The organism is Dehalogenimonas sp. THU2 (assembly GCF_039749495.1).
GTDB lineage: Bacteria > Chloroflexota > Dehalococcoidia > Dehalococcoidales > Dehalococcoidaceae > Dehalogenimonas.
On sequence record NZ_JBDLLU010000002.1, the window covers coordinates 123,696 to 142,108 of the forward strand.

Sequence of the window (18,413 nt, forward strand, 5' to 3'; positions counted from 1 at the left end):
TTCCTAGACCTCCAATTCCTCGTCGTCATCGTCATCATCGGAGAATTCGTCATCCGATTCCTCGACCGGCAGTTCCGGCTCTTCCGTTTCCTGGCCAGGCTCGGTCTCTTCCGTGCCTGTATCCTCAAGGTGTGGTTTACGCGTCGCCGGGGTCAGCCGCGGCGGGAAGGACATCTGCCCTGCCTGGGACGGATCCTGGTAAGTTTCCCGTATCATGACCGCCAGTTTGTCCTCCGCGACGCTGATGACGGTGGCCGAATACCGGTTGCCGCCCTTCATCAGCTTGAGGAGCCTCAGGGCGTGGCGGGTGTCCACCGTGCCGAGGTATTCCCCGGTGAGGCTGTCGATAAAAAGGTTGCCCTGGGCAGGGCGCAGGTTGAGCTTGTCGCCGGCATCCAGGCGGGCCAGCACTTCTTTGGTCGCCAGCTTGAGCAGCGTGACCAGGCCGGCCTTGCCAATCTCCTCGATGAAGACCAGAGGCTCGACACGCTGGCTTTCCCCGGCCGCGCCCTTGGTCACTCCGGCGGCGGCCAGTACTTCCAGCCGCTTCAAATTGCGGTCGGCGATGCTGTTATATGGGTCCAGTTCCCGGGATTTGCCGTAGGCGTTCCTGGCCTGGTCGTATTCACCGAGCTCCATGTGCGCCCGGCCCAACCGGTTCCAGGCTTCCACATCGGCGGGAAAAAGATCGACGATGGCCTGATTAGCCGAGGCGGCTTCACGCCAACGCCCGGCCATGGCCGCCTCCAGGGCTGCCTGGGTGTTATTTTTTTTCAGTTTAGCCTGCTCATCGTCATCGTAAGCCATCGCGCTCTCCTGTTGCCGGATTTAGATGTGAGATTTTACTCGATTAGCGCAACGCGGGCAAATCGCCCCCGCCGCCGATGTCAAACAAGACGGCGTATTATAGCATCTTTGGGCTACAAATGCTGCCCTTCCAGTGGGAAATTACAAGATACAAGATACAAATTCACTGTGCTTCGCTCAGTACGAGCTAAACAAATTCCAGGGGGGCAAGATTGCTTCGTCAAGGGGTCGCAAAGACGGGGAAAACGGTTTCGATATGCATTTTTCGCTAATGGGGAATCCATGGATCCTCCGCTTTCGCGTAGGATGACAAAAGGGCGGCATGGCAGGCGGGTTGCGCGTCACGCTCGTTTGGCGGCATCGAGATCGTTTCGCCGGAGGCTCACGATGACGATTGGTGATGGGCCGGTGGTGCGCCTTCCTATAAGTTCTTGAGCGCCGACGCCAGACCGTCGAGAGGCAGAGAACTCTGCTCCGAGTTGCTCATGTCACGCAGGATCACCGTGCGAGTTTCAAGTTCCGATTCGCCGAGGATGAGGGCGTACTTGGCTCCCACCGCCGAGGCGCCGCGCAGCTGGGCTTTCAGGCTGCGGCCGCCGAGGGATTGGACCAGACCGATGCCCTCCCGCCGCAGGTCCGCGGCCAGGGTGAAGGCCACCAGCGCGGCGGAGTCTCCCAGCCAGGCGAGGTAGAAACGGGGCGCCGGTAATGGCGGGACGGCGACGTTCTGGCGCTTGAGGTTCAGGATGATGCGCTCGATGCCGGTGGCGAAGCCGGTGGCCGGGGTGGAATCGCCGCCGAGTTGTTCTAACAGCCCGTCATAGCGGCCGCCGCCGCCGATGGTGGACTGGGCGCCTTCTTCCTGCGGCTGGATCTCGAAAACGGTGCGACGGTAGTAGTCCAGGCCGCGCACCAGGCAGTTGTTGATCTCAAAGGGGATGCCTACGGCTCCCAGCATGGCAATGAGTTTCTCAAAATGCGCCTTGCAGTCCGGGCACAGGTAATCCGTTGAGCGCGGCGCTTTGGCCGCGGCGGCGCGGCAATCCGGCTTCTTGCAGTCGAGCAGTCGCAAAGGATTCTTGTGGTAGCGGACGCGGCAGTCCTGGCACTGGGTGTCAATGCAGCTCTCGTAATAGGCCTTGAGTGCCGCAACGTATTCCGCGCGGCACTCCGGGCAGCCGATGGAATTGAGCTGCACCGGCAGCGTGGTCAGTCCCAGTTCTGAGTAGAAGCGCCAGGCCATGTCGATGACCTCGGCGTCGGCGCCGGCGTCCGCCTCGCCGATAAGTTCGAAACCGAACTGGTGATGCTCCCGGTAGCGGCCGGCCTGGGGGCGGTCATAGCGGAAGATGTTGGCCAGGTAATAAAGCTTGACCGGCTTGGGGCGGGAGCCCATGCCGTGCTCCAGGTAGGCGCGGCACACCGGGGCGGTGCCCTCAGGGCGGAGGGTCAGATCGGAACCGCCGCGGTCGGCAAAGGTGTACATCTCCTTGGAGACGATATCGGTCTCCTCGCCGACGGTGCGGATGAAGAGGTGGGAGTCCTCGAAAGTGGGTGTATCGATGCGGGCGTAGCCGTAACGTTCCGCCACGGCGGCGGCCTTCTCCTGAACGTAACGCCAGTAAGGCTGCTCTTCCGGCAGTATATCCTGGGTGCCTCGGGGCGACTGGTAATCCATGGTGCTCCTTGACGAGTTGGTAGTTTTCAGTTTTTTCGGGTGACGGGACAATAATACCAATATTGGCGGGTCAAATACTACCGGGTTGGCAAAGCGCGGAGGAAAAAATCCCTCTTATGTCTCCCTTTCGCGAAAGGGAGAGGCGAACTGTGATTTCGTCAGAATTAAGGCCCAGCATGACACCCCCGGCTCCGCGCGGGTATAATTAAGGTAATCCCAGTTAGGAGACGCTATTGGATAAACCCGGCGAGTTTCAGACATTGGTCAGCATCATCGACCGGCTGCGGTCTCCGGACGGGTGCCCGTGGGACCGGGAGCAGACGCATTTGTCCATCCGCGACAGCCTGCTGGAGGAGTGTTACGAGGTGCTGGAAGCCCTGGACGCCAACGACTCCCGGGAGCTCAAGACCGAACTGGGCGACCTGCTGATGCAGGTGGTGTTCCATGCCCGCATCGCGGCGGAGGCCGGGGATTTCACCATAAACGACGTCATCGAGGGGATCGTGGCCAAGCTGGTGCGCCGCCATCCGCATGTCTTCGGAGATAAGGACGCCGCTAACTCCGCCGAGGTGCTGCGGCACTGGGAGGACATCAAGAAGACGGAACGGCCGGAAAATGCCTCGATGCTGGACGGAGCGCCCAAAGCCATGCCCGCGCTGGCCTACAGCCAGGAGATACAGGGCAGGGTGGCGCGGGTGGGTTTCGACTGGAAGGACGACGAGGGGGTCCTCGACAAGCTGGCCGAAGAGATCGAAGAGTTGAAGGACTCAAAGACCGCCGCGGAACGGGAGGACGAGTTCGGCGACGTGCTGTTCACCATGGTCAACTACGCCCGCCGCCAGGGCATCGACGCCGAGAGCGCGCTAAGAAGCGCCGGGCGGAAGTTCTACGAGCGCTTCAAACTGATGGAAAACTACTGCTGTGAGGAAGGGGTGAGCTTCAAGGAACTGACCTTCGAGCAGCAGAACGCGCTGTGGGAACGGATGAAGGCGGAGCATGACGCGAGGGGCTAATCGTGCTATTATCTAATGAAGTCGCTGATCGGGGTCGCAGGTACACGAATCGGGGATGGAGGTTCTTCGCTAGGTTCGGCAACGAAGGCGGAGAGAAAAATGGTCGGGGCGAGAAGATTCGAACTTCCGGCCTCAGCGTCCCGAACGCTGCGCGCTAACCAGGCTGCGCTACGCCCCGCCAGACGGATATTATATGCTTTGCCCGCCGACTAAAGCAAATAGGATGGCAACATGAAATACGTAGTCCTTATCATCGACGGCGCCTCCGGATGGCCGGTTGAATCCCTGGGCGGCAAGACCAGCCTGGAAGCGGCGGAGACGCCCAACCTGGATCAGATGGCCCGCCGCAGCACGGTGGGTATGACCGGTACGGTGCCCGAGGGCATGGAGCCTTCCAGCGCCTGCGCTTGCATGTCGGTGCTGGGCTATAACCCCCGGGTGTTCTACAAAGGCCGCGCCGCCATCGAGGCCAGGAGCCTGGGCATCGATATCGCGCCGGACGAAGTGGTCTTCCGCGCCAATCTGGTCACCGTCACCGGCGGCAGAATGGCGAGCTACGCCGCCGGTCATATCACCTCCGCCGAATCGGCCATGATCATCGACAACCTCAATAAGGAACTGCGGACGCCGGACCTGGAGTTCTTTCCCGGCGTCAATTATCGGCACCTGCTGAAACTCAAAGGCCATCCCGAAACGCTAAAAGCCGTCTGCACCCCGCCCCACGACATCTCCGACCAGCCTATAGAGGCCTATCTGCCACAGGGCGAAGGCAGCGAACTGCTGCGCAGCATCATGACCGCTTCCGAAAAAGTGCTGCGGGATCACCCGGTTAACCTGGAAAGAAAGATACGCGGCGAACTACCGGCTACCGGACTGTGGCTCTTCTGGGGCTGCGGACCGCTGCCGGAAATGCCGTCCTTCCAGGAACGCTATGGCGTCACCTCCGCCATCACCTCCGGGGTGGACCTGCTGCGAGGCCTGGGCCAGATGCAGGGCATGGACGTGCTGTATATCGACGGCGTCACCGACAACATCGACAACGATTACGCTTTCCAGATGGAAGAGGCGCTCAAGGCGCTAGACGTTTATGACATGGTGGTGGTGCACGTGGAAGCCCCGGACGAAGCGGCCCATGTCGGCAGCGCCGGGGACAAGGTCAAATCCATCGAGATGATCGACCGGGACATGGTCAGCAGACTGCGAAACTACACCAAGGACAAGCTGCGCGTCCTGGTCATGCCGGACCACCCGACGCCGCTCCAGACCCGCACCCATGCCGCCGAACCGGTGCCCTTCATGATCTGGGGTTCCGGCGTGAGGACCTCCGGCGCAAGGCGCTTTACTGAGGCCGAGGCCAGGTCCACCGGCAAAACGGTGGCCGAGGCGCATTATTTGATGAGCCAGGTGGTGAGGGGATAGGCGGGGGGAATAATACCAATGTCAAATACTACCAATACTACAAATAATCCAATAAACGAAGTGCTCGATATACAAATTGGAACTTGGAGTTTGGAATTTAACGCTGATGTGTCCTAGAGAAGACGATACGTTTCGATCGACCCGCTATGGGGGTCACCCGCCGGCCTGCACCTGTGTTGCCTGCTGTGAGAAGCGGCGGGCGGGGATATCTACGGGGTACACCAGGAAGAAGAGCAGCTCCGGTACGCCGGTGTGGTTCTGGACGGTCATCGCCGTGGTTGTCATTGCCGTGCTGCTGGCGCTGGTGTTCTGATAGATTAGCCTCAGTCTCCGGAAATTCGTTTTATGACAGATAATCGGTTGTTTAAGGGGCCCCCTCACCTAGCCTCTCCCCGTGGGGGAGAGGGATTTCGTTTGGTGCTAGCGTCGATCGCCGTAATGGCAGTGATAGCTCTGTCCGGCTGCTCTTTTTCGTTATCGATTCCCGTCGCCAGTCAGCCCCCGCCGGTCACGCTGTCGGCCCCGGATTACGTTACCGGGCATAACTCCATCAGCGGGGCGCTGGCCTACGAAGAGCGGCAGCCGCCTTACGTCCTTTTCCCCGGCGGACCGCCGGTTACTCTCACCAACAACCCGGCGGCGACGGACCCGACCTGGGATGAACTGATGGCTTTTGTCCGCGCCGACGCCACCGACCGGAACGCCTACCTGCCGGACTACTACATGTGCGGCGGCTTTGCCCAGGACCTGCATAACAATGCCGAGGCCACCGGCATCCGCGCCGGCTGGATAGCCATCGACTTCTACGATAAGAGCGTCGGCCACGCCGCCACGGCGTTCAATACCACCGACCGGGGACTGGTGGTCATCGACGGCACCTCGTCGTACGACACCGGGGGCCGGGGACTGGGGGGCGGCGGAAGTGAAGGCTTCGACAAGGTGGCCTATGTGGTCATCGGCGAGGATTACGGCGTCATCGCCCTTGAGGTTGCCGCCTCACCGCTCTATAATTACTACCTGTCCTACCTGGATAAGATGCAGGCCTTCGAAGAGCTGAAAAATGACTACGAACAGCAGGCGGCGGCTTACAACCAGGCGGCTAAATCCGGCAGCCAGAGTTACGGCTCGCTCAAGGACTGGTACCAGCGCCTGAAGGACATGGAAAACGAGCTGGACGCGCTGTCGGGCGAACTGGGCGGATATTACTGGGAGAGCCTGGGGACGGTGTCCGAGGTCAAGGTTTACTGGTAAGAGTTCCTCTCCCCCTTCGGCAAGCTCAGGGCAGGCATCGAGGGAGAGGAAAATTGAATTATTCGAGGTAAAATGGCGATCATCGTACAAAAATACGGCGGCACCTCGGTGGCCAACGCCGAACGCATCCGCGCCGTAGCCAACCGCGTTGCCGCCACCAAGGAACGGGGTAACCAGGTGGTGGTGGTGGTCTCCGCCATGGGCGACGCCACCGACGACCTGATCGAATTGGCGCGCTCGCTGACCGATGCCCCCGATCCCCGTGAACTGGACCTGCTGATGTCCACCGGGGAGATAGTATCATCGACGCTGCTGGCCATGGCGTTAAAGCATATGGGGCACGAGGCTATCAGCCTTTCCGGCGCCCAGGCGGGCATCAAGACCGATTCTTCACACTCTCGGGCGCGCATCACCGGCATCGAGCCTGAGCGCATCCACCGCGAGCTGCATAAAGGCCGGGTGGTCATCGTGGCCGGTTTCCAGGGCATCACCGACGGCATGGAGGTAACCACGCTGGGGCGAGGCGGCTCCGATACCTCGGCGGTGGCGCTGGCGGCGATACTCGGCGCAGAGGTGTGCGAACGCTTCACCGATGTGGACGGCGTCTATACCGCCGACCCGCGGGTGGTGCCGGAGGCGCGGCGGCTCAAGGAGATCAGCTACGACGAGATGCTGGAACTGGCCACCTGGGGCGCCAAGATCATGCACCCGAGGGCGGTGGAGCTGGGCCAGATCTACAACATACCGATACTTGTCGCCTCAAGTTTCAACGATAATCCAGGCACCCTGATACACGGAGGAACCATGGAGATACGGAATAAGGTGAGCGGCATCGCTCACGACCTGGACGTAGCCAAGATAACAATGGTCGGCGTGCCGGACAAACCAGGTATCGCCGCCTCGCTCTTCGAACCGCTGGCCAAGGCCGGCGTCAGCGTGGACACCATCGTCCAGAACGCCAGTGTGGCGCATATCACCGATATGACCTTCACCGTGGCTGAGTCCGACCTGCCCAAGGCCATGAACGTGGTCAAACCCATCGCCGACGAACTGGGGGCTTCCAACATCGCCGCCGATCCCAATATCGGCAAGGTCAGCATTGTCGGCACCGGCATCCAGAACACGCCGGGCTACGCTGCCAAGATGTTCCGCGTCCTCTATGACGCCGGCATCAACATCGACCTGATCTCGACCTCCGAAATCCGCATCACCGTGCTGATAGAGGAAGGCAAGGTCAAGGAGGCGGTGCAGGCGCTGCACAAGGCTTTCGCGCTGGAAACAGAAGAGTAATCGCCGATCGAATAACTCACAGGGGATAACGGAAAGCCCGCTCGAATCGAGCGGGCTTTTTAGCATATTCTGTTTAAATGCATTCGTCCCCAAGGGGAACGTCGCAATTGGCTATGAGGCTGAAACTACCTCTTTGACCTCGGGAATCTCACGTTTTAAAATGCGCTCGATACCGTTCTTGAGGGTCATCTGGGACATAGGGCAGCCGGCGCAGGCACCGGTGAGCTTGACCTTGACCACGCCGTCGACAACATCGACCAATTCAACATCGCCACCGTCAGCCTGGAGGCTGGGGCGAACCTTATCCAGAACTTCCTGAACCTTTTCCTGCATGTGGGACTCCTTCAAATCGGCGCATTTCAAACGCGCCGTATCTTCAAAAAGTACCATATAGATAAAACGGTGTCAATTGGAAAGGGAGGTCAGGCGTTCATTGTTTATAACGCATGACATGGGGCAATGTTAGCTTAATCGCTTAGCCCAATCGTAAAACTTGGTAAGATGAGTATTTGGTGATACAATTATTAATTATATGATTCGCCCAACGCTCCAGACCGAACGCCTCACGCTGAGACCTTTTAACCTCCAAGATGCCGGCGAGGTGACCCGGATGTGCGGCGATGATTCCGTTGCACGCTTCATCCCGGCCATACCCCACCCCTATCCACCCAAGGCGGCGGCGGAGTGGATCTCCACGCATAAGGGAAAGTTCGACGACGGCAAAGAGATCATCTTCGCCATCACCGATAAGGCTGACGACAAGCTCATGGGCGCCGTCGGGTTGATCCTGACACCGGAACACCTACGGGCCGAGATCGGTTACTGGCTGGGGCGGGAATATCGGGGCAAAGATGTCATGACCGAGGCGGCGCGGGCGGTGCTGGAGTACGCTTTCAACAAACTCGATATCGAATCCGTCACCGCGCACCACCTGCGGCCAAACACCGCCTCCGGGAAAGTGATGCAGAAGCTGGGCATGAAGTACGAGGGATGCCGCCGTAAGTTCTATTTTCACCGCGGCGAATATATCGACGTGATCATGTACGGCATAACGAAGGAAGAATTTACCGCTTGATACCCAGTTTTTACGCAGTATTCATCGACCGAGCGCTCAGGCAGCTTCGGAAAGCCATCCCTGAACTGGCAGGCATGAAGGCCGGGGAAAAGGTACTGGATGTGTGCTGCGGCACCGGCGACCAGGCGATGCGTTACGCCCAGCGCGGCCTGGATACCCGGGGCATCGACCTGGATCCGAAAATGATCTCCGTCGCCCTATCGAAAAAGCAAAAATACGGCAAAGGCAATCTCGATTTCCAGTTGGCCGACGCGACCGACCTGCCTTTCGAGGACGGCACATTCGACTACGCCACCGTGTCGCTGGCACTGCATGAAAAACCCTGGGAAGTGCAGCAGAAGGTGATCGGGGAGATGCGGCGGGTGACGCGGAAAGGCGGCGCTCTGGTGCTAGCCGATTTTGGAGTACCGGCGGGAAGGTTTATCCGCCTGGTGGAGGGGCTGGTGGGTGGAGAACATTACGCCTGCTTCAAGACCTACCAGGCTAACGGCGGATTGGAAAAACTGGCCGATACGCTCAAGTTAAATATCGAAAAACGCGACGCGGTCATGAGTGGCGCGATACGCTTGTTTTTAATCAGGAATTAAGGAAAGGCTATAAAATGGAAGACAAAGTAAAGATCGATCCCGATTTGTGCACCGGTTGCGGTATATGTGTAGCCATGTGCCCCAAGCAGATACTGGATATCGACCCCAAGAGCGGCTTGTGCAAAGTAACCGACCAGGACAAATGCGACCTGCTGGGCGGCTGCGAATATCAGTGCCCTACCGGCGCCATCACTATAAATCCGTCGTAGTTAATCTGACTCAAGCCATAATACCCGGCCATCGGTGATAAAGGTGACGGTGCCCGAGGTATCGGTGCGATAGATGCCCCCGTCGATGCACCAGGATCCAAGCGCCGCGACCACCTCAGGTGTGGGGTGACCGTAGTTATTCTTCCCAACCGGAATCACCGCCAGTTCCGGCCGGGCGACCGACAGGAAAGCAACGGAACTGGAACCGCCGGAGCCGTGATGCGCCACCTTCAGCACCGTCGAATCCGGTACCAGGCGGCGATAGATAAGTTCCAGCTCACCCTCCACCGGCAAGTCACCGGTGAACAGGAAAGACAGGTCATCGTACTTCAGACTCATGACCAATGACGCGGCATTGGTGTCGCGGTTACCATCAAAGGGATTTAGTACTTCAAATTCCAGCCCGCCGGCGAGCCGGATGTTCTGCCCCGCCGACACCGCGGTCTCCGGTATCGATTTCTCATCGATAAGCCGCTGCCACTCACTATAGAGATCGGTATCGGACGGCACACCGGGATGCACGATCTGCTTCACATCCCAGCGTTCGAGGGCTTCGACCAGACCGGTCAGATGATCGGCGTCGGCATGGGTGGACACCACCAGCTCGATAGTGCGGTTCCAGAATGGCATCTTCTTTCCCAGTTCCTGCGCCAGTCGTTGCGGTGACGGGCCGCCATCGATGAGAATGTCCTGACCGGCTGGGGTGCGGATGTAGATGGCGTCTCCCTGGCCGACATCCAGGAAACTCACCTGAAGCCGATGATCAACGGGGGCAATCAGACCTGTCGACGCCAGTACAACCACCAGCACCATCGACGGCACGGCCAATTTCCACGAAAACCCCAGCTTGACCGGTTTCAACGAATCTAACGCGTCCTGCCGCCGCTGCCAGCGGTTCAATCCCCATGTAGCGACCGTTAATAATGCGTAGCAACCCCACACCAGCGCCGAATCAAAATTAACCACAGAAAGCGCTGGCACCCGGGCGAAAAACTCGACCACCACCAGCAGGTAAGCCAGCCCCAGCCAGGTTATGGCGGCGAAGGGCACGGCCAGTATGGGGTTGATGATTCCGGCAGTCCCGGTAAGCAAGGCACCGAAGATAACGAGCGGCACCACTGGCATAGCGGTCAGGGTGGCGATGCCACCCACCAGGGATACGCTGCCAAAGTAATAGGCGATGAGGGGTAATACTCCCGCTACCGCCGCGGCAGTCACCGCGAAGCCTTCGCATATTATGTAAACGATGCCATGGAAACGGCTGCCCTCACCGGGGAAACGGGCGGTCAGACGTCGTACCACCTGCGTCAGCGGGGGAAGAAGAAAGACCAGTCCGGCCATGGCGGCAAAACTCATCTGGAACGAGGCCGACCACAGCACCTGGGGGTTGGCCGCCACCATAACCGCTGCTGCCAAACACAACGCGGGCAAGGCCGATTTCTGTCTCCCGAAAAACTCGGCCAACAGGAATACAGAAGCCATGATGGCGCCGCGGACTACCGGCGGTGCGAGTCCCGATAAGATAACGAATCCCCAGATGGCCGCCATAGCCAGCCAGACATACCAGTAGCCGCGGCGCCCTAAAAGCCCGCGCGCAAAGATGAGCACCGCCCCGGCGATGATACCCAGATGAAGTCCGGATATGGCCAGCAAGTGCGATGTGCCGGAGATGGCAAAGCTCTCCTTTACGTCGCTGGCAATGTTGGAGCGGATGCCGAGAGTCAGCCCCTGGGCCAGGGAGGCGTGGGGTTCCGGCAGTGCGGCGGCCAATCCGTCCGCCAGCCTCTCACGCAAAGAATAGATGGCGGATAAGATCGGGTTGCCATGTCCCAGTTCGACCGCCATGACCGAAGGATAAAGCACGGTAGCGAAAACCTCGTCGCGGACTAGGTAAGCGCGCCAGTCAAAGGTGTCGAAGACCGGGGGATCGAGCAGCTTGCCGGTTACGGTGATGCGATCACCATAATGATACTCGGGAAAAGGCGATACATAAACCAACACAGCTCCGGAAACATCGCGCATGCCATCACCCGTCCCGATGGTGATATCAGCCAGCCTTAACGCCTGAGATTTTTCTTTTTCTTCCGGCATGCGGCTGACGGTGCCTTCGATGGTGAACACGGTGTCACCGACATACCAGCCGATATGGGATTCATCGATATCGGACCGGCTTGATTGAAAGAACAGCGCACCGCCAGACAGCAGAACGATCGCCAGGCAAACCACAACCAATCTACCGCGCCAGCGGCACAAACCGAAAAAGAGCAAAGGCACCGCCGCGGCCAGGAACCATAAAGGCGAGGGCGCCAGGTGTGAACCCAGCCAGACGCCCAGGACCCAGGCAAGCGACAGGACGATCAGCGCCAAAGGCTAGCCCGACACCGTGATCAAGTCTTTAAGTGCGTCGAACGTCGCCTGGCCGAAACCCTGCACCTTAGTCAGTTCAAGTATATTGACGAACGGACCATGGCTGATGCGGTAGTCGATGATGGCCGATGCCCTGGATTCCCCGACTCCTGGCAAGGCTACGAGAAGCCATAGATCGGCAGTGTTCAGATTCACTCTCTGGGGAACTGCGGTACTGCCGCCAACGATCAGTGTTATCGATGAGCCGCCTGTAGCGCCGCCGGCAGCCTGGAGAAGGTCTTCGACGGTGTCACCGGACTTCATCGGATAGACGCCGGGCAGGTTGACCGCGCCTTCGATAGCTACGGTGGCGAAGGGCGGGGACTGGGTGGTTGGGGTGTAGATCTCGACCAATGTACTGTCGGCGCAGGCGCTTAATAATAGCGTCGGTAATAGGAAAACAGCCGCCGTTAAGTGTCGCAGACGTGAAGACATGGTGTCCCCCAGAGTAAAAATTAGCTTAGGCTATACCAAAGAATAACGGGCGTCAAGAAGGGGCCCCCTCACTCCTTCGGCTTCGCTCAGGACAGGCTTTAATCCTCTCCCCGTGGGGGAGAGGAGAAGGGGTTAAATGACACGCCATTTTGGAGGCGTTGCGTTGCGGTTGGAGGCGGCGAGGGCTTGGTCGAGCTGCTCAAGAAAGGTATCACGGTCGATGGGGGAGATGACCAGGTCCAGACCGCCCCCACGGCGGAGGATTTCGACTACGCCCTCGCCTGATGTAGCCATGCGCAAACCCCAGTAAACAAAGGCGTCGATGCTGCGGGCAACGCGGGCCTGGCGAATCGTCGAAAAAGGGACATCGAATTTGATCCAGCCGCCGAGCACCACGCGCAGGCGGTCGGCGAATATCTGATATTTGCGGGGGATGATGAAGTAGAAAAGGGCTGATTCAGAAATTGCGGTTATCATCATGAAACATAATAGTTCCGGGAAAACCAGGGCAAAGACGATATCGACGCCGATCAATAAGCCGATGACGCCGGCGAAGGCCGCCACGGCGTAGCGCGGGGGAGTCTCATATATCAGTTCCGGGCGGTTCATCGGTTAAATGTTGAACAGGAAGTGGGCGATGTCACCATCCTTGACGATATAGGTTTTGCCTTCCAGACGTAACACACCCTGTTTCTTGGCCTCGGCCATGGTACCCAGGCGGATGAGGTCCTCATAGGCGACAACCTCGGCGCGGATGAAACCGCGCTCGATATCCGAGTGGATCTTACCCGCCGCCTGTTGGGCCGGGGTGCCGGCGGTGATGCTCCAGGCCCGGACCTCGTCAGGGCCGACGGTAAAGAAAGAGATGAGGTCTAACAGCTCATAAGAGGCGCGGACGGTGCGGGCCAAGCCTGTCTCCGACAGGCCGTAGTCGGAGCGAAACTCCGCGGCGGACTCATCGTCCATGGTGGCCAGTTCCGCCTCCAGCTTGCCGCACATGGCGATGACGCGGCAACCCTTGCCGGAGAATTTCCCGGAAAATTCTTTCTCAAGTTCGACAGCGCGGGACAGGTCTTCCTCGCCGATGTTGACCACGATCAGTAGCGGTTTGGCGGACAGGAACTGGTAACCGGAGATAGCCTTTTCTTCATCGGCGTCCAAAGCGACGTCGCGCAGCGGCACGTCCTTTTCCAATTCCGCCTTGAGCCGGCCTAAAAGCTCCTGTTCGGCGAGGAACTTGGGGCGCTCGAGGGCTTTGGCGCTCTTAAGCGACTGCTCGATGCGGCCGAGGCGGCGTTCGAGAATCGCGAGGTCGGAAAAGGTCAGCTCCAGGTTCATGGCCTCGATGTCACGGCCGGCGTTGACTGTAAGCTGGGGGTGGGGCACGGAATCATCCTCAAAGGCGCGAACGACGTTGATCAGTTCGTCCATGTTGGACAACTCCCGAAGCGCCTCACCGCCGACGCCGGACTGGGCCAGGCTTTTAACCGACGCGCCGAGGTCCATGTACTTTACCTCAGCAAAGGTGGTCTTCTGAGGCTTGAACATGCCGCAAAGCTTGTCGATGCGGGCGTCCGGCACCTTGGCGATGCCGACATGGGCAGCTTCACCGGGCCGCGATGCCGCGCCGCCGCCGGTGGCTGCCTGAAAAATGGTGGTTCGGCCGCTCTGGGAGAGGCCGATGATGCCGATGGAAAGAGCCATTATTATTCCTTTTCTAGTGTGTCTTTTCGCCTTAAACCCGCTCCCGGATGGGAGAGGAGGATGGGATTATTCGAAAACGGGGCGCCTGGTGTTATTTCGCTGGAACTTTGATGAGTTCCCGGGCATGAACCAGGGCGAGATCCCGCTCGTCGTAGGCAGCCTTTTTATCGGCGGCGATTTCCAGGAGGGCTAGCAGCGCCTGATAGGTGCCGTTACGGGCGATATCACCGATAGCCTGAGCGCGCATGCCCGCCGAAAAACTGTCATCCTGGGCGATACTCATCAATTTTTTAAGTTCCGGGCTGAACGCTTCCGCCATGGCCGCCTCCCTGTTGTTGTCCTGCGTCAATTTAAGCATACCGGCGTGGCGTATTCAATTATGCGATTATTGTTAAACGCACACTTAACCCGATTTCGGATTTCAGCATGGGAATCGCTCGACATCGAATGGTACTGCCTTTTTGACGCCCGCATTTACACCCTCTACAATTACGATTGATGAAAACAGCCGGCGACACATACCTGCTTCTTTGGGGTGGAAAGGTGTCCCCTTCCTCCGCCAAACGGGTCATGTACTGGGCAACCAATCATGAGGGCACCCTGTGCGGCATCATCATGCCCATGGCGGCATGGCAACGAGTGGAACAAACTCTCAAAGCCACCACCGATCAGACGCCTTATCTTGGCGTGGCGGTTACCGGATTGAAAAGCGACAGCCCGGAATTGAAATTGGTGACCATTTCCGCCGACTACCTTTATGATTTCTGTTACCTGAAAAACGCCATCTACCGATTCCGTCAGACACCGGACAAACTCAAACTGAAACCGGACAAGGTCATGGGACATGTGGGGCTCGCGGAGATACCGCCGCTGGCGACACTCAGGCGCTTCGGCAAACCGGATAAGGGTGAGTTCTTCACCTTCATGCCGGATAAAACCCGGCTGGAGCTTTACTATTTAATAGAAGAAGGCGAAACACCGCCGGCGAAGCTCGATGTCCAGGTGTTGTGGGGTCTCAAAGGCTTTTCCCTGCCCCAGGCATCCAGGAGAACGGGGCAAAAACCGCCGGAGTTTGAAAAAGCAGTGCTGGAAAATTCAGTGGTCAAACCCCTGCCCCTATGGATGAGGCGGTTGTCGGGCATCGGCAGGCGGCGACGGCGTGGTGGCCCGCCGAGCTTTTAAACGCCCAATAAAGTGATTATATTATTATTAATAAGGCATGGTTGTTAAACTGTTATTTCTTCACCCACTTGACCAAAGCTGTTCTTTGGACTTTAATGGTCATGGTGTGTACGTTCCCGATTTACATGAATTAGTAGATGGTGTTATGATAAGTGGTTGTCGGGACTAGTACTTATGATACATGGTTCCGCACTGAACCCAGATACCGCCGGAACGCCGGCGTCACTGATAAGTCAATAGATAACAGGCTAAAAAAAGGAGGGTACCTTATGAAGTCTCAAGTCACTCGTAGGGACTTTCTGAAGGCCAGTGGCGGTGTCGCCGGACTTTTCGCCACCACCGGTCTCTTCAGGGGTCCACTGGCCGAGTCAGCCGTTCCGGTTGACGACCGCCCCCGCTGGGTCAAGGAAACCTACACCATCTGCCCCTACGACGCATCGGGATGCGGCTTCCTGTGTTACACCGATTCCGCGGGCCGCCTGGTCAACATCGAAGGCGATCCCAATCATCCGGTGAACCAGGGCGGCGCCTGCTCCAAAGGCGCTTCCATGTCCCAGCTCCACAACAACCCGCGCCGCCTGCAAAAGGTCAAGTACAGGGCTCCGGGCGCCTCCGACTGGGTGGAGAAGGACTGGGATTGGGCGATCACCGAGATCGCCAAGCGGATCAAGAAGACCCGCGACGAGAACTGGATCGAGACCAACGCCAAAGGCAACAAGGTGAAACGCACCGAAGCCCTGGCCATGGTCGGCGCTTCACCCTTCGATAACGAAGAATGCCAGTTGCTGGTCAAGATGCTCAGGGCTCTTGGCATCGTCTATATGGAGACACAAGCCCGCCTCTGACATTCCTCCACTGTCGCCAGTTTGGCGGAATCGTTTGGACGCGGCGCAATGACCAACCACTGGACCGATGTGGCTAATTCCGATGTCATCCTGGTCATCGGTGCCAACCCGGCCGAAAATCATCCGGCCTCATTCAAGCACATCGAACGGGCTATGGAACGGGGTGCCAAGCTCATCTCCATCGACCCCCGGTTCACCCGCTCCTCAGCCAAGGCAGATATCTTTGCCCAGATGCGCTCTGGCTCCGACATCGCGGTCATCGGCGCGCTCATCAACCATGTCATCAAGGATATCGAAGCACGGCCGGACAACTACAACCTCACCTACATCAAGGAATACACCAACGCCCCGACCCTGGTGAACCCCGCGTTCCAGGGGCCTGCGGAACTGGACGGTCTGTTCAGCGGTTACAACCCGACGACCCGCAGCTACAACAAGGCCACCTGGTCGTATCAACTGGACGCAGCCGGTGTGCCGATCAAGGACAAGACGCTTCAGGACCCCAACTGCGTCTTCCAGCTCCTCAAAAAGCACTACTCACGCTACACCCCGGCCAAGGTCAACGAGATTGCCGGTATCCCGGAATCTAAATTCCAGGAGATCGCCGACGTAGTGACCACCGCCGGTCCCAGAGACAAGTCCATGACCATCATGTACGCCATGGGCGCCACTCAGCATACCTACGGCACTCAAATCATCCGCGCCTATGGCATCCTGCAGTTCCTGCTGGGTAACGTCGGCGTATCCGGCGGCGGCATCAACGCCCTCCGCGGCGAGGCTAACGTCCAGGGCGCCACCGACTACTGCCTGCTCTTCCACATCCTGCCGGGCTACCTGCCGATGATGGTCGATACCGATGTCGACCTGGCCGCCTACAACACCCGCACCGCAGTGGTTAAAAAAGATCCCAAGAGTTTGAACTGGTGGAGCAACCGGCCGAAGTATATCGCCAGCATGCTCAAGACCTGGTTTGGTGAGAAGGGCACGACGGCAAACAACTTCGGCATGGACTGGCTGCCCAGGATCGATGTCGGCGCCAACCACTCCTGGATCCCCCTCTTCAAGAATATGTTCGCAGGTAAGATCAAAGGCCTGATGGTCTGGGGTATGAACCCGGTGGTGTGCGGTCCCAACAACACTCAAACCATCCAGGCTTTGGAAAAGCTTGACTGGATGATGGTTTCCGACCTCTGGGAGATCGAGACCGCCACCTTCTGGAAACGCCCCGGCGCCAATCCGGCCAGCATCAACACCGAAGTCTTCCAGTTGCCGGCTGCCGCGTCCATGGAAAAAGAAGGCTCGGTATCCAACTCCAGCCGCTGGATGCAGTGGCGTTACAAGGCGGTTGAACCGCCCGGAGACGCCATGGCCGACCTGGATATGATCAATCTCCTCATGCTCAAACTGCGTGAAATGTATGCTGCCGAGGGCGGTCCCAGCCCTGAAGCCATCCTGAATATGGATTGGAACTACGGCACCCATGTCGACCCGCAGCAGGTAGCCAAAGAGAACAACGGCTATGACTTGAAAACCGGTAAACTGATGGCCAACTTCGTCGGTCTTCTAGCTGACGGGACTACATCCTGCGGTAACTGGATCTATTCCGGCAGTTACAGTGAAACACTGGGCAACTTGTCGGAGCGACGCGACCTGGCCGACGGGCCCTTCAATATCGGCCTTAACGCCAAGTGGGCCTGGTCCTGGCCGCTCAACCGCCGCATCATCTACAACCGCGCTTCGGTCGACCTGGACGGTCAACCATGGAACCCGCGACTGCCGGTCGTTCGCTGGAACAACGACACCAAGGTTTGGGAAGGCGACATCATCGATGGCGGCTCCGGTCCGATCAACCAGGGTGGTTGGCTGCCATTCATCATGCTGGCCGAGGGCGTGGGTAATGTGTTCGGTCCCGGCCTGGTAGACGGTCCCTTCCCGGAGCACTACGAACCCTGGGAGAGCCCGGTAGCGAACGCCATGAGTGGCCAGGCGGATAACCCCACCTTCAAGATCTGGGAAGGCGACCTGGATGTCAAGGGCACGATCGCCAACTTCCCCATCGCCTGCACGACCTTCCGGCTGGTAGAGCACTGGCAGTCCGGCGCTATGACCCGCAACCTGCCGTGGCTGGTGGAAATGGCGCCCAAACCCTTCGTGGAAGTCAGTGAAGAACTGGCTCGTGAGAAGGGTATCGAACAGGGCGATATGGTCAAGCTCAGCTCCGCCCGCGGCAGCATCGAGCTCAATGCCATGATCACCAAACGGCTCAAGCCGTTCAACCTGGCTGGCAAGACCGTCCACCAGGTAGCCATGCCATGGCACTGGGGCTGGGCTGGTCTGTCCACCGGCGCCAGCGCCAATACCCTGTCGCCCAACGCCGGCGACGCCAACACCATGATCCCGGAATCCAAAGCCTTCCTCGTACAGATTGAGCGGATAGGCAGCGGAGACCTGCCGAAGATCACCGGCCGGGCGACTCCCATCGAGCCGCTGGTCATCCGAAGGGGGAGCTAGA

At 58.8% G+C, this 18,413-nt stretch carries 18 protein-coding genes and 1 tRNA gene; 10 read left to right on the forward strand and 9 right to left on the reverse strand.

Translation table 11 applies throughout. The features are described 5' to 3' along the window. Positions 1 to 3: 3 nt before the first annotated feature. Positions 4 to 807, reverse strand: coding sequence for a tetratricopeptide repeat protein (locus ABFB09_RS01630; protein ID WP_346999396.1), 804 nt, complete (start codon positions 805 to 807; stop codon positions 4 to 6). A 421-nt stretch (positions 808 to 1,228) separates the two neighbouring features. Then, positions 1,229 to 2,485 (reverse strand): histidine--tRNA ligase, encoded by a 1,257-nt coding sequence (hisS, locus tag ABFB09_RS01635; RefSeq protein ID WP_346999397.1) that lies wholly within the window; start codon positions 2,483 to 2,485, stop codon positions 1,229 to 1,231. A gap of 233 nt (positions 2,486 to 2,718) precedes the next feature. Here hisS and mazG point away from each other — a divergent pair, with 233 nt between their 5' ends. Next, positions 2,719 to 3,498: a nucleoside triphosphate pyrophosphohydrolase gene (gene mazG, locus ABFB09_RS01640; protein WP_346999399.1), complete on the forward strand. Its 780-nt coding sequence runs from the start codon at positions 2,719 to 2,721 to the stop codon at positions 3,496 to 3,498. A 100-nt stretch (positions 3,499 to 3,598) separates the two neighbouring features. Here the strand turns inward: mazG and ABFB09_RS01645 are convergent. Further along, a tRNA-Pro gene (locus tag ABFB09_RS01645) sits at positions 3,599 to 3,676 on the reverse strand. 53 nt (positions 3,677 to 3,729) lie between these two features. On the opposite strand from ABFB09_RS01645, the gene ABFB09_RS01650 reads away from it, so the two are divergent. The 4 genes from ABFB09_RS01650 to ABFB09_RS01665 all read left to right on the forward strand — a co-directional run bounded on the left by ABFB09_RS01650 (position 3,730) and on the right by ABFB09_RS01665 (position 7,458). Continuing rightward, the gene (locus tag ABFB09_RS01650; RefSeq protein WP_346999401.1) at positions 3,730 to 4,917 is read left to right on the forward strand and encodes a cofactor-independent phosphoglycerate mutase; all 1,188 of its coding nucleotides are present in this window, start codon (positions 3,730 to 3,732) and stop codon (positions 4,915 to 4,917) included. 106 nt (positions 4,918 to 5,023) lie between these two features. Further along, entirely contained in the window at positions 5,024 to 5,230 is a 207-nt protein-coding gene (locus ABFB09_RS01655) for a hypothetical protein (RefSeq protein WP_346999402.1), read from the forward strand. 101 nt (positions 5,231 to 5,331) lie between these two features. Continuing rightward, positions 5,332 to 6,168, forward strand: coding sequence for a hypothetical protein (locus ABFB09_RS01660; protein WP_346999403.1), 837 nt, complete (start codon positions 5,332 to 5,334; stop codon positions 6,166 to 6,168). Between the two features lie 72 nt (positions 6,169 to 6,240). Further along, positions 6,241 to 7,458 carry an aspartate kinase gene (locus tag ABFB09_RS01665; RefSeq protein ID WP_346999404.1) on the forward strand — a complete coding sequence of 406 codons (1,218 nt, stop codon included), beginning with the start codon at positions 6,241 to 6,243 and terminating at the stop codon, positions 7,456 to 7,458. Positions 7,459 to 7,569: 111 nt separating this feature from the next. Here ABFB09_RS01665 and ABFB09_RS01670 read toward each other — a convergent pair whose 3' ends face one another. Continuing rightward, positions 7,570 to 7,791 carry a NifU family protein gene (locus tag ABFB09_RS01670; protein ID WP_346999405.1) on the reverse strand — a complete coding sequence of 74 codons (222 nt, stop codon included), beginning with the start codon at positions 7,789 to 7,791 and terminating at the stop codon, positions 7,570 to 7,572. 199 nt (positions 7,792 to 7,990) lie between these two features. Here ABFB09_RS01670 and ABFB09_RS01675 point away from each other — a divergent pair, with 199 nt between their 5' ends. Genes ABFB09_RS01675 through ABFB09_RS01685 form a run of 3 tightly spaced genes read left to right on the forward strand, consistent with a single transcriptional unit; the run spans position 7,991 to position 9,329 of the window. After that, positions 7,991 to 8,533 carry a GNAT family N-acetyltransferase gene (locus ABFB09_RS01675; protein ID WP_346999407.1) on the forward strand — a complete coding sequence of 181 codons (543 nt, stop codon included), beginning with the start codon at positions 7,991 to 7,993 and terminating at the stop codon, positions 8,531 to 8,533. After that, complete coding sequence (locus ABFB09_RS01680; protein ID WP_346999408.1) at positions 8,530 to 9,120, forward strand: methyltransferase domain-containing protein; 591 nt, start codon at positions 8,530 to 8,532, stop codon at positions 9,118 to 9,120. The genes ABFB09_RS01675 and ABFB09_RS01680 overlap by 4 nt, the downstream gene beginning before the upstream one ends. 14 nt (positions 9,121 to 9,134) lie before the next feature. Next, positions 9,135 to 9,329 (forward strand): 4Fe-4S binding protein, encoded by a 195-nt coding sequence (locus tag ABFB09_RS01685; RefSeq protein ID WP_346999409.1) that lies wholly within the window; start codon positions 9,135 to 9,137, stop codon positions 9,327 to 9,329. Here ABFB09_RS01685 and ABFB09_RS01690 read toward each other — a convergent pair whose 3' ends face one another. The 5 genes from ABFB09_RS01690 to ABFB09_RS01710 all read right to left on the reverse strand — a co-directional run bounded on the left by ABFB09_RS01690 (position 9,330) and on the right by ABFB09_RS01710 (position 14,193). After that, a complete protein-coding gene (locus ABFB09_RS01690; protein WP_346999411.1) occupies positions 9,330 to 11,696 on the reverse strand; it encodes a DNA internalization-related competence protein ComEC/Rec2 in 2,367 nt (788 codons plus the stop codon). A 3-nt stretch (positions 11,697 to 11,699) separates the two neighbouring features. After that, positions 11,700 to 12,170, reverse strand: coding sequence for a ComEA family DNA-binding protein (locus ABFB09_RS01695; RefSeq protein WP_346999412.1), 471 nt, complete (start codon positions 12,168 to 12,170; stop codon positions 11,700 to 11,702). Between the two features lie 132 nt (positions 12,171 to 12,302). Then, positions 12,303 to 12,779 (reverse strand): hypothetical protein, encoded by a 477-nt coding sequence (locus ABFB09_RS01700; protein ID WP_346999413.1) that lies wholly within the window; start codon positions 12,777 to 12,779, stop codon positions 12,303 to 12,305. A 3-nt stretch (positions 12,780 to 12,782) separates the two neighbouring features. After that, a complete protein-coding gene (gene ychF / locus ABFB09_RS01705) occupies positions 12,783 to 13,874 on the reverse strand; it encodes a redox-regulated ATPase YchF (RefSeq protein ID WP_346999415.1) in 1,092 nt (363 codons plus the stop codon). Positions 13,875 to 13,965: 91 nt separating this feature from the next. Continuing rightward, positions 13,966 to 14,193: a hypothetical protein gene (locus ABFB09_RS01710; protein WP_346999417.1), complete on the reverse strand. Its 228-nt coding sequence runs from the start codon at positions 14,191 to 14,193 to the stop codon at positions 13,966 to 13,968. 179 nt (positions 14,194 to 14,372) lie between these two features. Between ABFB09_RS01710 and ABFB09_RS01715 the strand changes: the two genes are divergently transcribed. Beyond that, the gene (locus ABFB09_RS01715; RefSeq protein ID WP_346999419.1) at positions 14,373 to 15,056 is read left to right on the forward strand and encodes a hypothetical protein; all 684 of its coding nucleotides are present in this window, start codon (positions 14,373 to 14,375) and stop codon (positions 15,054 to 15,056) included. A gap of 269 nt (positions 15,057 to 15,325) precedes the next feature. Next, positions 15,326 to 18,412, forward strand: a complete 3,087-nt coding sequence (gene fdnG / locus ABFB09_RS01720) for a formate dehydrogenase-N subunit alpha (protein WP_346999420.1) — start codon at positions 15,326 to 15,328, stop codon at positions 18,410 to 18,412. Position 18,413: the final 1 nt, after the last annotated feature.